Consider the following 16,548-nt stretch of genomic DNA (forward strand, 5'->3'; position numbering starts at 1 on the left):
CATGAAATGGATCGAGCGCTAGGAACATAAGAGTTTGGCGTTAACACTTGCTCGTTAAAACTCATAGTTATACGTTAACAGCCACGTTCTTGGCGCACCAAGCCCAATTTGATTTTTGCCCGAGATGCCATTAGTAGCCCCTAGCGCATATTCTTTATCTAGAGCGTTATTTAGATTCAACTGCAGGTTATGTTTGCCCATGCTATAGGCGGTCATTAAATCTACGGTCGTATAACCCGCTAGCTCGACTGCCTCTGCATCTCCGGCATAGCGATCACTGATATAGTTCACACCACCGCCAATACGCCATTGATCCGAAGGTTGATAAGCGGTCCATAATGAAAACGTTTGGTTCGGTACATCGTTTGGCGTCAATCCCGTTTTTTTATCTTCTGCATCAATATAGCTATAACCTGCAGACACATCCCAGTTATCACGTAGCTTACCTCGTGCCTCAAGCTCTAGCCCTTGATGACGAAACTCATCTTTATCCGTCACTTCGCGATTGTCATTGGTTTTTGGGTCTTCTTTATCAATGCGATAGAGAGAAGCATTGAGCATAATATCGTCATTATTTAGATAAGTTTTAACCCCAATCTCTTTTAGGTCAGTCTGATAAAGCGCGCCCAATTTTGGATTGATAAACGTTCCAGAATAAGGCAACTGCCATGAACGCGCTACGGTGGCATAAGCGGAGGTGGCGTCATTAAACTTATAGACGACGCCTGTGCGGTAGCTGAATTTGTCGTCGTTAAGTTCACTATCCTTACCATTAGCGCTTTGACTCAAGCGCATATTGTCATAGCGGACGTTACCCACCAGTGACCAGTCGCCAATATGATAGACATCTTGGGCAAAGACACCAACACTTTGAGTGCTATTTTTACGAAATGCGGGAAAACCTGGGTTAGGTGTTGCGCCAGCACTTGGGTTGGTTGCGGATGTGGGCGGTACATTTTTGTCGGTCGCAAGGGTTAAATCAATATCGATATCATTGTAATCAGCACCAAATAGCAGCTCATGATTATCAAGATTCCAAGCCAGCTCGGACTGCAACGTCTTGGTCGTGCGTGGATCATAACCAAAATTATTGACGGTGCGTTCAACCTTATCATTGACCACATCAGCAGATGATTGACGGGTGCCTTTTTGCTCTAAGTTGATATGGCTGTATGAAGCGCGGTTTGTCCATTTAACATTTTCATTTATATCGAACTCATGATTGACATTGGCATGCCAAGTGTCTGAATCTTGGTAATCATTGGTGCCGCCATAAAAGGTATTAGACGGTACGTCAACCGGCTTACCATTTTTGGAAGGGACACCGCGATAAGGCACAAGGTGCTGGCGCATAAAATCAAGGGAGAAGTCGAGCGTTTGCTGGTCAGTCGGTTGCCAGCGCACTGTTGGTGCGATAAAGATATCGTTTGAATCGACATGATCGACGTATGAGTCACTACGGCGATATTCGGCATTGATACGCGCATTGACAGTATCTGATAATTTATGCGAGCTATCGATGCGCGCCACCGCTAAGCCATCGCTACCCACTTGTGCTTGCACTTTATCAAAGTCATCGCCTTCCGCTTTTTTAGTAACGAGATTAATAATGCCGCCAGCACTGCCGCGACCATATAATGCACCTGCGGGACCTTTGACTACTTCTACGCGCTCGACATTGGCAAGGCTACGATAGGACTGCAATTTGCCATCATCCCGCATACCATCGCTATACACATCATTTAAACCATTAAATCCGCGCATGACAAACTCATCTCGGCTGCCTTCACCAAGCGTATTGTTCAAACCAGCCACGCCTTTCATAGCGTCCATCACACGCAACGCCCCCCTGTCCTCTAGCTCTGTCTTGGTGACTACTGATACTGACTGCGGCACATCCAACCACTCGGTCTGCGTCTTGGTCCCTGACATTGGGGCATAAGCGGCATAACCTTCATATTTTTTGGCTGTGACCACGATGGGTGCAAGCGTTGTTGTTGGCAGTATGATTGATGGCTGTATAGCGGTCTCTTGAGCAACAACCTGTTGACTCACCGCCATAATTAGACCAGTTGTTAGCATGGTTAGGAATAATTGGGCACGAACCGCAGTCACGAGTCGCTTAGGTTGATGGTGAGACATAGTTAGGTCCATAGAGTTTTTAATTAATAAGCGGGGTTGTTAGCGGTTTAGTATCAATAGTTATTAATCGAAATTTATAATAATCTATTCATACGAATGATAATAATTTTGCAAATGATAACCATTAATGTTTATAATTGCAACGTTTTAGTAACATTATTCATCCTTACCTGATATAGATACCTGCTAAATAATTGGAATTATTATGGTTATTATTTTTAAACGTTCTGCACTTTGCCTTGCTATGCTTTGTATTTATCAACAAAGTAGTGCTGAAGTGATGCCTGTTGGCAAAAAAATGAGCATTGAGGCGCGTTCAGATACTGCTACCACAAGCAGTGTCATTAGCTCAGACAATCCCAACGATAAAGCAGCAATGCAAGTACCCTCTTTTATCGCAGCGCCAATCGTAGTTACTGCGGACACATTAGGCAATTCTAGTGCTAATGAGGTAAAAGCATTTGCCGGAAATCGGACGGTGATTGACAACGATTTCATTAAAAAAACCGTGAGTAACTCGATTGATGGTGCATTACAGTTTATCCCAGGTGTCAAAATTGATGACGAAACAGGTACGGGTGTGTTGCCTAATATTTCCATTCGTGGTTTACATGCCAGCCGCAGTGGACAAGCGCAATTTTTGATGGATGGCATTCCTTTAACCTTGGCACCTTACGGTCATACTGGTCAGTCTATTTTTCCAGCAACGCTTGATAATCTTGAACGCATTGATATCGTACGCGGCGGTGCTGCTACTCAATACGGTCCAAATAATGTCGGTGGGGTAATTAACCTGATCACCAAACCTATTGCCAATGACACCCAAACTGAGATTGGCACCAATTTAACTATATTTGAGAAAAATGGTAAGCCGTTGACCAGTTTATACGCGCGGCACAGTCGCTGGTTAAATGACAAGTTAGGTGTACAGCTAGAAGCCAATAGTATTAAAGGTGATAGCTTTAGAGATCACTCAGATACTGAAGTCACCAACTTGCAAGCGAAAGCCCTTTGGTATATTGATGACAATCAAGAACTAGAAGGTTTTTTGCAATACTATGATGCTGACACAGAAATGCCAGGTGCGCTCTCGCCTTCTGCTTATGACCAAAATATCGAACAGAGCCAGCGCCCATTCGAAGCCTATCAAGGCAAATCAACGCGCTGGCACGCTAAATACAAAAACTACTTAGATATCGGCGACCAAGCGGTCTTAGACCTGACGACTTTTGGACATCATGCCACTCGTAACTTTGAATGGGGGTTTAATTCACAAGCTAACCAGCAAGGCGTACATTGGGCAGACCCTGCTATTGCAGCCGACAGCCTGCGTACCTCCCCTCGTGAGTTCAATGTCTATGGCGTAGAGCCGAAATTTTCTATTAAATTTGGTGATACTAAAAACACTAAACACCACCTAATTAGTGGCGTACGCTACGTCAATGAAGATATCGATTATAAACTGACCCAAACCAAGCTTGCGGGTGGTACGACCACCACACCCCGTGACTGGAACCTACAAACGGATGCATGGGCCGCTTATCTTAGCGATGAAATGAGCTTTCTGGATGAGCGCCTAAAAATCACCCCCGGTATTCGTTATGAAAATGCAAAAATGTCGTTTAATGATGCTGGCAATAACACGCAAACAGACAATACCATTACGGAATGGCTACCTGGACTCACCACATCTTATGCCTTAAACAAATCGGATGATAATCTATGGCTGATTTATGCCAATGCGCAGAAATCTCTGAGAACACCGCAAATTGCTGATATTCGCGGTAACGGTGAAGAAGGTAGCGAGCTGGCATGGAACTATGAAGTAGGTACACGCTATACCACCGACAATCTGCAAGCCAACTTGGGGCTGTATCGCATAGACTTTAAAGACCAATTACAATGGAATAGCCGCGATCAAAGCTTCGATAATGTCGGCCGTACGCTACATCAAGGTTTAGAGACTGCGATTACTTATAGTCCAAAAACATTCAAAAACCTAGATGTTGGTCTTAGCTACAATTATCTAGACGCCACGCTGCAAGAAGGAAAAGACAAAGGCAATCAATTGCCATACAGCTCGCCGCATCAGTTGGGCTGGCATGCCAGTTATAAGTATCAAGATTATAACGCCACCTTATCTGGTGTCTACTACGACAAAGCCTATGCCGATAATGCCAATACAGTAGCGGAGAGCAAAGACGGCGGTATTGGGGAGACACCTGCCTATCAAGTTTGGAACTTGAATCTACAAAAAACTTTGCAAGACACGAAGAGCGAAAAACTGTCTGTTCAGTTCGGTATTAATAATTTATTTGATGAACAGTATTATTTCCGAGGTATCGATACCAGTCCAGTTGGTCGCTATCCTGCGCCCGGACGTTCATACAAGTTAGGGCTCAACTATCAGTTTTAGGGCTTAATAAACTCTAATCCTTAAATGCCTCAAAATGATAAAAGCAAATCTATTTCAGATTTGCTTTTATTTTAAAAGAACAGTGATACCTACTTAGCGCTTTTATTAGTTTTGTCTTCTTGCCAACTAACTATAAACCATATTACGAAACATATTGCAAAACACATTATGAAATAAAGTCACTCTCTATGTTAGTAATAGAAAGCGGCTGAGCTGCCCGTCATCAAATCCCTTTTCAAAAAACTTGCTAGATTTTCGTCACTAATTGCGTAATATTTTCATATTTTACTTGTAAATGATTCTCATTATCAATATGATTACGATCAAGAAAATATTGTCATGCTTATTTTTATTGGTAGTTCATTATAAGAGGAAAGCTTTATGTCCTATGCGGCCGTTCTCATCACTCATGTGGTCAACGATGCAGTTATTGAAGGTTTTATCCCCGCCTTATTAAACTTAAGACACAATCCTGATAGCCCATTGATTATCATAACTGATCACAAAGAGGTGCATATGGATGCGTTAATAGCGACGCCTTTAGGGGCGCAAATCAGTATCCTTGAATGCGATGTGTTTAACCCTCTAGCGATCATTGACACCTTAAATAGTCATCATATCCTGCCCAATCTGGTTTTTAGCAATAGCGACCATCTACAAGCCGCAACCGCTGTCGTCGCTGACTTCTTCTATTTGCCTAGTAAAGACTGGCGTCACTGCTTGGTCTTTAAAGACAAATACTTAATGAGAAAACAACTGCATTCTACTCACTTATATCAAGCCGACTATCAGCTGCTAAGCACCAAAAATTTATATCTTGATAATCTTGCCGTCAGCTTTCCTATTGTCGCCAAACCCAAGCAAGGTGTCGCTAGCATGGACGTTCAGCTTTGTATGGATAAAAATGAGCTACTCAGCTATTGCCAAGATTTTTGGCAGTCAAAGACCCTGCCTATTTTGGTTGAGTCCTATATTGCTGGGAGCTTAATTACGTTAGAGACACTTGGAGATGGCGAGCGCTTGGTGGCTGTGGGCGGCTTTGAGGTGACATTGACCGAACCGCCACATTTTGTAGAGCTTGATGCGGTTTGGAATACGCCATTATGTTTACAGTACCGTGAGCGCTGTTTATCGATTCTGCAAGATATCGGTGTTGGGCTTGGCGTCTGTCACAGTGAGTTTATTATTACCCCTAAAGGCGAGGTGCATTTGGTTGAAATCAATTATCGTAGCATCGGCGATGGTAGAGAGTTTTTATTACATGGTATGGCGCACTACCCTTGGTTTGATACCATCGTTAGATTGCATCAAGGGGTCAGCATTGCTGAGTTAGAGGCAGTGTTCGGGCAGCTCGCCATCAGTACGCATGCACGCATTCATTACATTACTGCCCCTCAATCAGGCACTATTTGCGCGGCACCCAGCCCATTTAATAAACAAGAGCAACAAACAGTCATCATCCATCAACCTTTAAAAAAGCAGCATCAAACCATTCAAATCACCCACTCTAATAAAGACTATTTGAGCCGATTACTGGCTTATTCTGATTGCGCCAACACTATGAATAACGTGCTAAATGATGCTATAGCAAATTTGCAGTGGCAGTTTGAATCGTAAGTCGTTGTTACTCACTTTTTACCTATTCAACTTTTAGCTTCTAACTTGTTATATTTCGAGAGTTTATAATGGATAAGCAGTATATTACCGAACGCTTTATTAACACCTGCATCCGTGAAGATGTCTATGGACTGCTATCAGATAATGCAGTTATCCAAACAGAATTTGATATTCCTAATCTGCCAGAGACGTTAAAACAGCAAACGTTGTGGTTAGAGATAACCTCACCCAAACAAACCAATTGGTTGCCGATTATAGCCAGTGACTATATGCAATATTGGCAACTTGCCAGCCCAGTGTGGCTTCAAAAAAACTCAGACGGTTACATTATCAAGCATGACTATGAGGATTTTGTCGCAATTCTCAAACAATTGTCAGGTGCCTCTGAGACCGCACTTGACAGCTATCTGCTTGAGCTTGATTGTGCCACCGAACACCGAGCGTTAGCACGCCAAGGGTTTGAGTCTCAGCATAGCCAGCTTGTGCGCAATATTAATGAATACCCAAGTTGGTCTGAGCGCTTGCTATACGCCGATCAAGTCGCCTCGTATTTAGATCACCCTTACTATCCGACTGCCCGCGCCAAGCTTGGTCTGGACGCAGCGGACATCGCAGCTTACAGTCCAGAATTTGCGCCAACCTTTAGTCTATATTGGGTTGCTATATCTAAAGCGCTAAGTACCGTCAGCGCCAAGCTGCCTAATATTTGGCCAAGTTTTGCAGATGTCGGTCTCAATCCTGACCTCCAACAGACGCACCATCTATTTCCCATACATCCGTTAACGCTGCCGCTGCTGCAACAACATGCTCTCAAGGATGATACTGGGCAACTTATATTGGCACCCAAGTCTGCGCTAAGCGTACAACCGACCTTATCTGTGCGTACGGTAGTGTGCTGTGCTGACTCAAATATTCATATTAAAGTACCGCTCATCGTCCGCACCTTAGGCAATAAAAACGTACGCTTAATTAAGTCCTCAACCATTTATGATGGTTACTGGTTTCAACGCACCTTACAGCTGATTGCAGAAAAGGATGTCGCGCTGCAAGGGTATTACGCGCATTGCGATGAAAGCCTAGGTGGTCATATGGGCGATGATAAAACCCTCGCCTTTATCGTGAGGCGCTATGATGATATCAATTTAACGGATAAAACCCCTGTACCTGTGGCAGCATTTGGCAGTGTCATGCCTGATGATCGTCCTTTTATTAGTCACTTAATCGATATCTTTTATGATGGTGATAGTCGGCGTTGGTTAAAAGAGTACATTGCCCTGTTATGCCATGTCCATTTGATCCTATGGATCAAATATGGCATTGCGTTAGAAGCCAATCAGCAAAATGCCGTGATTGTATTTGATCAACATAGCTGCACGATGACCTTGCTTATGAAAGACAATGATTCTGCGCGCCTTTATCCGCCACGATTTAACGCTGCCATGACACAAATTGGTTTAAGCAATGTGATAGATATCAACGCTATTAATAACATCAAAGATATTAAAGACCAACGTATCGTTGTTGAGGATGAGTTGGCGTTGGCGCAGATGTTTTTGACCATTACGCTCCAGCTAGACATTGTTGCGATTATTGAGATGATGAGCAACCATGACATCATCAACCGTAATGACGCATATCAAATCTTAACAGACGGTATTGATGCGACATTACATAGTCTTTCTGTACGAGGTTATGATACCCACCTTGCACAGAAAGTCTTATTAGAAAACCAGCATTGGTATATTAAATACTTGTTGTGTGCTGGCAGTCTGTTATCAAAAGAGGAGTCTGGCGCGACAGATATTAATAAGTTTTATGGCAAATCAGCGCCCAATACCTTAAAACTTATGCAGCAACTCAATCAGGATTCATAATGAGCTATCGAATTATGGTGGCAATCGTCCTATGTTGTCACTACATGTCCGCGTTTTCTGCCTTAGGGATGCCTTTGTTTTTGCCAATCATGCTCCAAGAGCTGGATGCACCATTGCAATCAGGCTGGGTTGGTTTGCTGTTTATACTACCGGCCCTAATGACTGCCGTCGCTGCTAGGTATTGGGGACATTTCGCCGATACGTATGGTCGTAAGACATCCCTGTTACGGGCGGAGCTAGGGTTGGCAGTAGGGTTCTTAATATGCGGATTTTCTCAGTCTTTATGGCAGCTCATCATAGGGCTAAGTATTCAAGGGCTATTTGGTGGGACGATGGCAGCCTCAAACGCGTATTTAGCAACTAGTATTACTGATAAGAACGCCTTAAAACAGGTTTTGAATTTCACTCAATTCTCAGCACGGCTTGCCCTCATTACCGCCCCGATTGGGCTGGGATTTTTGGTATACCATTACGAGGTGTTAAGTTTATATCGGGTGTTAGCCATACTGCCTTTATTGGCATTATTACTCAGCTGTTGGCTCAAAAAAGACGTCGTCTCAGCAGACACTATCGTCACAGAATCAAATACTATTGCGTTGCCAAAAGCATCTACAGAAACTAAAAGCAGTGACAAAGCCAAAAGCGATAAGAAAGAGGCGCACCAATCAGCGCAAGGCCTAACGGGCGCTACTTTTTTTGCCAATCCTTATCTATTTATATCGGTGCTACAGTTTTTCTTAGCATTCTGTATGGTAGCGACTTTCCCATACTTTTTGCCATTTGCCAAAACTTTTGGGCTTAGCACCTCTCAAATAGGACAGTTATATGCTATGCCTCATGTGATGTATCTGATCTGCCAGCTGCTATATGGACGCATCAGCCATCGCCTGCCAGCAGCATCACTCAACCTTGGTTTTGCGGTATTGGCGGGTGCAGTCTTGCTGCATTTGACGGATTATCTTCCCTTGATTTGGTTAGCCAGGATGCTATTTGGCGTAGGCATGTTTATGTGCTACCAAAGCCTGCATACAAAAATGGCGGATACCAATCAGTCTAAGCATAGCGGCAAAATATTCTCCAGATACGATGCGCTATCAAAATGGGGCGGCGTACTAGCAGGATTGGTGGTCACCTTATTCGTACCGATATTTGGTCTGCTCTCTCCATTTATTCTCTCAGCAGTGATGGCAGTTATCGCGATAATAACCATCAAAATGTATCAACGCCACGCGACAGACGCTAAAAACCACACTTACTCTAAAAACATCTAAAAAAAGACATCACTTATGAAACCAGACAATTCACTATCAAATAACTCGATACCAAGTTGCTTAATGCCTAGTAAATCAGTAGCAAATAATCCAGTGCCAAGCCTGTTTTCGCAATACTATCAGTATAAGTCTGAGCAGCATGCACTGATGAATATCATCAATTGTTATCTTCGTGAGTTTGCCATCCCCAATCAAGACCTGCGCATTGATGAGTCTTCTGACGATTTGCCACTGTGCTTACGTGATAACCGCGTCTGCCCGAGCGAGCGACTACTGACGATTCGATTTCCTTTGGCTAACGATGTCTCTTCTTCTGCAAAAATTGTATTGCCAGCGACATATTTTAGTCGCTTGGGGAAATGCCAACCGAGCGGAGCACCTTGGCTAAAAGCAGACAATCAGTCGTGGGGGTGCCTCAACATTCATCAATTGATAGATTATCTACACAGCTATATTGCTACGCGTTATCAAATTGACCTCAACCAAGAGCTAAAGCATCAGATTGATAATAGTATCAGCGTGACTACCGCTTTTTTGCAGACTTCTGCCAAACACGTCACTAGTTACCATCACGATGTACAGGAAGATAAATCTACCGTTAATGGCTATATAGATAGTGAACAGGCATTACTTTGGGGTCATGCGTATCACCCATCGCCGAAAAGCCGGCAAGGGGTCGATATGACATCTTTATTGGCGCACTCGCCCGAAACTCAAAGTCAGTTCGCCTTATTTTGGTTTAAAGTTGATTCCTCCCTCGTCAGCTATATTGGCAAAGACACCAAAACCGTACTGCACAATATCGCTCGCACGTTACTTGCTGATTCTGGCGACTTACTAGAGTCTGTTCATTCAGACACTGATAGTTTCAGTACTGATAGCGACACCGATTGGGTTTACTACCCTTGTCATCCTTGGGAAGCTGATGGCATCTTGGCAAATCCGACCATTAAGCGGGCAATCGCATCAGGATATATGATACCACTTGGTCTGACTGGTAAGGCGGTGTCTCCAACCTCATCGGTGCGCACCTTATATCATGACCAGCTGTCACATTTCATAAAATGCTCTATTCATGTTCGTCTGACCAATTGCATCCGCAAAAACGCTTGGTATGAGCTACACAGCGCCGTGTATCTAAATGATATTTTAGAAAAAATTGATTATAGTAAGCGCTTGACCGCGCCAGCTTTTAAACTGATGTTAGAGCCGGGTGCCGCAACCCTTGATATGACCACCAAGTTCCCAGATGATGATGCCAAATCAACTCAGTTTATTACTGAAGCCTTTGGCATGTTGTTTCGAGAGTCTTTTACTACTGATGACATTAAATACCTTACGCCGCAAGTTGCTGCCGCCTTATTTACGGAAGATAGGTTTGGAGACAGCGTCATCGAGCGCCAGCTACAACAACATTGTATCCACACTGGTCAAAGTAATCATGATAAACCAGCTTATGACACTCTAGCCTGTTTATGGTTCAATCGTTATGCCAATACTTTAATTGACGGCACGTTTGATTACTTCTTCAATCATGGCGTTGTGTTCGAGCCGCATTTACAAAACACAGTAATTGGCTTTCATCAAGGTCTGCCTACATGCGTTTGGATTCGAGATCTTGAAGGCACCAAATTGGTTGATACGATGTGGGCACTTGATAAGGCGACCGGTTTATCTGAGCGTTGCAAACAGTCCATCCGCTACTCTAAAGTGGCAGGATGGTCACGTATTGCTTATTGCATTTTTGTTAACAATCTTAGTGAGGCCATCTTTTATTTATGCCGAGGCGCGCAATCAGCGGAGACTCTAGAGGGGCTACTTTGGCAGCATGTCAAAGATATATTAATGAATTGGCAGCTGGTATATGGCACTCAACCTGAAATTCAGGCGTTATTAGCGGGTGGCAGCTTGCCAAGTAAGACCAATTATAAAACTCGATTATTCATGCTTGCAGATAAACATTCCGACTACGTTATACTTCCTTGCCCATGGCAGCCCTCTGCGCTCAATGATAATAACAGCCATAACTCTAATAAAAAAACTCAGCTGAATCAAACTCAAAGGTATGCCTAAAATGACAATAAACGCGATGACAGACGGCACAACAACATACTCAATCGAGACATCAGATAAACACCTACTTCCTCCAAAAATAATTGACTGTGTTCACAATTATGGTGCGCAGCCGTCACCGCTCTGTGCGTATATTTATGACTTGGAAGCTCTAGAAGAACGTATAACGTCTATGAAGCGCTGCTTGCCTGATAATACGCAGCTGTTTTATGCCATCAAAGCCAACGCTGAGCCTGAGATATTATCAACATTGGCAGACCATGTGGATGGTTTTGAGGCAGCATCTGCAGGTGAGCTCAATTGGCTGCAGGCCCACCAACCAAACCATCCTATTATTTTTGGTGGACCGGGGAAGCTTACCTCAGACTTGCAACAAGCTATACAACAGCAAATCGATACCATTCATGTAGAAAGTCTGGTTGAGCTAACTAGAATCCAAACCTTAAGTCAATCCTTGAAGCTTCCCGTCCGTATATTCTTAAGGATGAATATTGATATTGGTGATATCGGTAGCAGTAAGCTAGTGATGGGCGGCAAGCCTACACCCTTTGGATTGGATGAAACCCATCTCAAGCAGGCGTTAAGCATCATAGACTCAAGCCCTTTTATTGAGTTCTGTGGGTTTCATTTTCATTTAATGTCGCATCAATTATCAGTCGAGCGCCATCTGCTGTTAATGCAGCGCTATATAGATATGGTCAAGAAATGGCAGCACAATTATCAGTCGTTGCCCTCATCACTGACCATCAATGTGGGCGGCGGCATCGGTATTCACTATGACCAGCATCCGCAGCATTTTGATTGGGAAGTATTCTGTCAACAGCTTGCGAGTACCTTAACATCAAATCCTCAGTTTACTTTAAGGTTTGAGATTGGACGTTTTATCACCGCGCTCTGTGGTTATTATGTCATGGAGGTATTGGATATTAAAAAAAATCTTGGCGAGACATTTGTGATTGGTCATGGCGGCACGCATCACTTTAGAACGCCCGCCGCGCAGCAGCACAATCATCCTTTTTTCATCGTGCCGCGCCCCGTTAGCAAAGCAATGGAAAACAAGTTGCAAGAAGATCTGATAGAGCAAGCCGCTATCACTAACACTAGGGCAACCATTGTCGGTCAGCTTTGTACTCCCAAAGACATACTGGCAAAAGACCAATGGATTAAAGCGTTGAATATCGGCGATTACCTAGCTTTTATATTAGCAGGCGCTTATGCTTGGAATATCTCTCACCAAAATTTTCTAATGCATCAGCCACCCAAAATGATTTTTTTATAAAAGGGTAAGGCCAATTTAATCTATAAAGGAAAATGGGCGTCTTTGCTATGCGCAGTTAATAATTAGGAAAGAATAAAGCCGGTTTAAGTGGGACAGTCCGGCGGGTAAGCTTATGGCAAAAATAGAATCTCAAAGTCGTTGAATAAAAAATTATAAATATAAGAAAGCTAATGATGCGCATAAGACCCGTGAAAACCTATTAAACCGTAATTTTAGCCCATCTGCGCCTAAACAAGTATAGACAGGTGATGTCACCCATATTCGCATCAAAGGCGGCTAGTGGTATCTAGCCATTTTTAGGTTTGTATGCCCGTCGAGCGATAGGCTTTGCCGTGTAAGACTCACTTGGTAGTATGCTGACCGCTGAAGACTCTTTAGGAGCTTTAAGACTAAGTAGATGTCAAAGGGTGGTTATGAGAATATCGCTGAGGCTAAAAGCGCCATGATCGATTATATCTAGGGATATTATCAAACCGTGAGACCACACCGTTTTAATGATTATTTGCCACAAGCAGAAAAAGAGAGACGTTACTTTAACAAAAACCTCTTATCAACCGTCCTAAATTAGTTGGCCACTACAACTCTTGTATTACGTCGCTGCAAAATTAAGCGCTCCCATCCTAGTAGCACTCACTATATTTAAGACTGTCCATGATTTATAGAGGCTGAAATATCGGTTGATCTTAGGCTTTAAAGCGGGTTGCCTTATTTAGTTGTATGACCTAGACTCTACTAGCCATGACTTTTAGTAAAGTTATTACTATTAAGGATAGTTATATCAATAAAATTTAAAAATATTTGAATAATTAAGTAGTTAGATAAAAATCGCCCAGTATTATTAAGGGTAATCATAATAAATTAAGGAAGAATAAAAAATGAAAATAGTAATCTTAGAATCTCTAGGAATTAGTGATGAAGAGTTAAATATAATAACAAAACCTTTAACCGATAGTGGTCATGAGTTAGTTGTGTATGACGACGGAAAATTAGATGATGAGACTATCAAGGTAAGAATTAAAGATGCAGAGATTTTAGTACTAGCTAATACGCCACTGAGTAGCGATGTGATCGATGCTGCCGAAAAACTAACTTATATTTCAATCGCTTTCACTGGTTATAATCATATCGATTTAGCAAAATGTAAAGAAAAAGGCATTAAAGTCTCAAATGCTGCAGGTTACAGCACAAACTCTGTAGCAGAGCTCACTTTTGGCCTAATAACCGCTCTATTACGCAATATTATCCCTTTAGATGCAGTCACTAGAGAGGGCGGTACAAAGACTGGCTACAAACAGACTGATTTAAACGGTAAAACTTTGGGCATATTAGGGACTGGCGATATCGGTAGCGCAGTAGCTAAATTAGGTTTGGCTTACGGCTGCCAAGTCATTGCTTATAACAGAAGCGTAAATGCAGAACTGATAGAGAAAGGGGTAGAATACAAGGCATTAGATGATGTGTTAAAAACAAGTGATATTGTCACCCTTCATATCCCCCTAACCAATGACACCACGAGCTTGATTGATACAGACAAGCTGGCATTGATGAAAACCAGTTCATTGTTAATCAACACTGCTGTTGGGCCAATCGTTGATAATGATGCATTAGCAGCAGCACTGCACGCTGGCACAATCGCTGGTGCTGGCTTAGATAGAGTAGATATGGAGCCACCAGTTCCCACAGACTATCCTATCCTAAACGCTCCGAATACGGTTCTTGTCCCGCATATCGGCTATGCAACAGAGGAAGCTATGATCAGAAGAGCCAGAATTACCTTTAACAATATTAGCAAATGGGAAAAAGGCCAACAAGAAAACATAGTGCTCTAAAACAGCTCAAAACAAACCTATCGTCACGGTAGGTTTGTTTTATTGAGTATAATAAACAGAGGTTATAGGAAGGAAGTTTTCCACATAAAATAAGCGCATCATTCAATAATAAATAACCCGCTGAGCGAGCCATAAAGCTATTAATGGACTACGCCGCCTATCCCGACATTACGCAATGTTAGCCAATACTATCAACTATAGTGCCATCACTGTAAATGCGCATACCACTATCCATCATCACTTTGCTTTTATCTAAACCTTTAATATCATTAGCAATAAATTTATCTGCAATCCCCTTAGCTATAACTCTAGTTTCCGTTTCTATAAACTCGTAGTATAGGCTTTTTTATAACGGGTATTAAGGGTATGCACGCCTACTTGATGATCTTTTCACACTGCTATATGCTCCTAAGTTTTAAGCTATAGTCCTATGATAACCATAATTAAAAAAGGATATAAAGATGCCCGTACAAGCAAAAATACTAGCAGGAGTCTACTCCGACTCAATGACTCTAATGACCCTCTCAACTCAGGTTAACAAGCTACCGGGTGTGCAAAAAGCCATGATTGGCATGGGTACTGCGATGAATAAAGCCGTTATCAGCGATGTTGGCCTGATGACTCCTGAAGTTGAAGCAGCATCAACTGGTGACATGATTTACACTGTAGAATGCGCCACTAAAGAGATATGCGCTGAAGTATTAATAAAGATAGATGAGTTACGCACGGCTACCATATCTGGTCAAGCACAACAAACCTCTTACCGCTCGCTTGATAAAGCTGTCAAAGACACTGACTCTAGCTTAGTTATTATCTCAGTACCTGGTGAATACGCTGCTGCCGAGGCTCAAAAGGCGTTAGATAAAGATAAAAACGTTATGATATTCAGTGACAATATCACTGTTGAAGATGAGTTAGCACTTAAACAGTTTGCCCATAAAAAAGGGTTGCTGGTCATGGGACCAGACTGTGGCACGGCTATTATCAATAATGTTGGCTTGTGTTTTGCAAACGCGGTTAACAGTGGTCTAATCGGTGTGGTCGCAGCTTCTGGCACAGGAGCTCAAGAACTCAGCGTACAAGTTGATACTTTAGGCGGTGGTATCAGCCAACTCATCGGGGTTGGTGGACGTGATTTATCGGAAGATATTGGTGGCATCATGATGATTGATGGGCTAAATATGCTAGCTCAGGATCATCAAACTAAAGTCATCGTCCTAGTCTCAAAACCACCAGCAGCGTCAATTGCTAATAAAGTACTGGAAGTCGCTAAAAATATTGATAAGCCTGTAGTGATTTGCTTTATTGGTAATGACGAAACAGAAAATGACACTAATCTGCACTTCGCCAATAACACCTTAGAAGCTGCAAAAAAAGCGGTTCAAGCAGCTGGTATAGCTGTTGATAATGATAGTAAAAGCTACGACTTCGACTATGAAAACATCAGATCATCCTTTAGCAAAAGTCAAAAATTTATTCGCGGTGTATTCTGTGGTGGCACTATCTGCGATGAAGTGTTTTATGTATTAAAAAATTCGACTGAGCATCTTACTGGTAAAGCTGTCAGTAATGTTGCAAAAAAAGCCAAGGAACAATTAGCTATTGGGGCAACTAGCTACGATAACGCACTACTTGATATGGGTTCTGATGAATTCACTAGTGGCAGACCCCATCCAATGATTGATCCAACTGCTCGTAATGCTCGACTTATCAAAGAAGCACGAGATTCCCAAACAGCCGTTTTACTACTCGACTTCGTATTGGGATATGGCGCAAGCGATGACCCAGTTGGCGCTGCGGCTGACTCAATCAAGCAAGCCTATTCACAGGCGAAAAAAGATCAGCGCTCGCTACAAATCATCGCCTACGTACTCGGCACCAACCGAGACCCACAAGATAAGCGAAGCCAGATTAAGCAACTAACAGATTTAGGGGTTCATGTGGTCGATTCGGTGGTCGATATGGGTAATATTGCCTTAAAAATGCTACCTAGATAATAATTAAAACCTAATAATGTAGTAACCAATACCAAAGAAAAGGAAGAAAA

The 16,548-nt window shown here is 42.7% G+C and carries 9 protein-coding genes; 8 read left to right on the forward strand and 1 reads right to left on the reverse strand.

The window, feature by feature from the left end; translation table 11 throughout:
• Positions 1-54: 54 nt before the first annotated feature.
• On the reverse strand, positions 55-2,142 hold the full coding sequence (locus KPY62_RS01220; protein ID WP_228730517.1) for a TonB-dependent receptor: 2,088 nt from the start codon (positions 2,140-2,142) through the stop codon (positions 55-57).
• 205 nt (positions 2,143-2,347) lie between these two features.
• Between KPY62_RS01220 and KPY62_RS01225 the strand changes: the two genes are divergently transcribed.
• The 8 genes from KPY62_RS01225 (at position 2,348) to fdrA (ending at position 16,498) form a co-directional block, all read left to right on the forward strand.
• Positions 2,348-4,558: a TonB-dependent siderophore receptor gene (locus KPY62_RS01225; protein WP_324033699.1), complete on the forward strand. Its 2,211-nt coding sequence runs from the start codon at positions 2,348-2,350 to the stop codon at positions 4,556-4,558.
• A gap of 381 nt (positions 4,559-4,939) precedes the next feature.
• Complete coding sequence (locus KPY62_RS01230) at positions 4,940-6,175, forward strand: ATP-grasp domain-containing protein (RefSeq protein ID WP_216580467.1); 1,236 nt, start codon at positions 4,940-4,942, stop codon at positions 6,173-6,175.
• A gap of 68 nt (positions 6,176-6,243) precedes the next feature.
• On the forward strand, positions 6,244-8,049 hold the full coding sequence (locus KPY62_RS01235; protein WP_216580468.1) for an IucA/IucC family protein: 1,806 nt from the start codon (positions 6,244-6,246) through the stop codon (positions 8,047-8,049).
• Between the two features lie 14 nt (positions 8,050-8,063).
• Positions 8,064-9,320 (forward strand): MFS transporter, encoded by a 1,257-nt coding sequence (locus KPY62_RS01240; protein WP_228730705.1) that lies wholly within the window; start codon positions 8,064-8,066, stop codon positions 9,318-9,320.
• Positions 9,321-9,335: 15 nt separating this feature from the next.
• Positions 9,336-11,393, forward strand: coding sequence for an IucA/IucC family protein (locus KPY62_RS01245; RefSeq protein WP_216580470.1), 2,058 nt, complete (start codon positions 9,336-9,338; stop codon positions 11,391-11,393).
• Between the two features lies 1 nt (position 11,394).
• Positions 11,395-12,672, forward strand: a complete 1,278-nt coding sequence (locus tag KPY62_RS01250) for a type III PLP-dependent enzyme (protein WP_228730518.1) — start codon at positions 11,395-11,397, stop codon at positions 12,670-12,672.
• 875 nt (positions 12,673-13,547) lie between these two features.
• The gene (locus tag KPY62_RS01255; protein ID WP_216580471.1) at positions 13,548-14,501 is read left to right on the forward strand and encodes an NAD(P)-dependent oxidoreductase; all 954 of its coding nucleotides are present in this window, start codon (positions 13,548-13,550) and stop codon (positions 14,499-14,501) included.
• A gap of 461 nt (positions 14,502-14,962) precedes the next feature.
• The gene (gene fdrA, locus KPY62_RS01260; protein WP_216580472.1) at positions 14,963-16,498 is read left to right on the forward strand and encodes an acyl-CoA synthetase FdrA; all 1,536 of its coding nucleotides are present in this window, start codon (positions 14,963-14,965) and stop codon (positions 16,496-16,498) included.
• The last annotated feature ends 50 nt before the right edge of the window (positions 16,499-16,548 follow it).

Source organism: Psychrobacter sp. TAE2020 (assembly GCF_018919485.1).
GTDB lineage: Bacteria > Pseudomonadota > Gammaproteobacteria > Pseudomonadales > Moraxellaceae > Psychrobacter.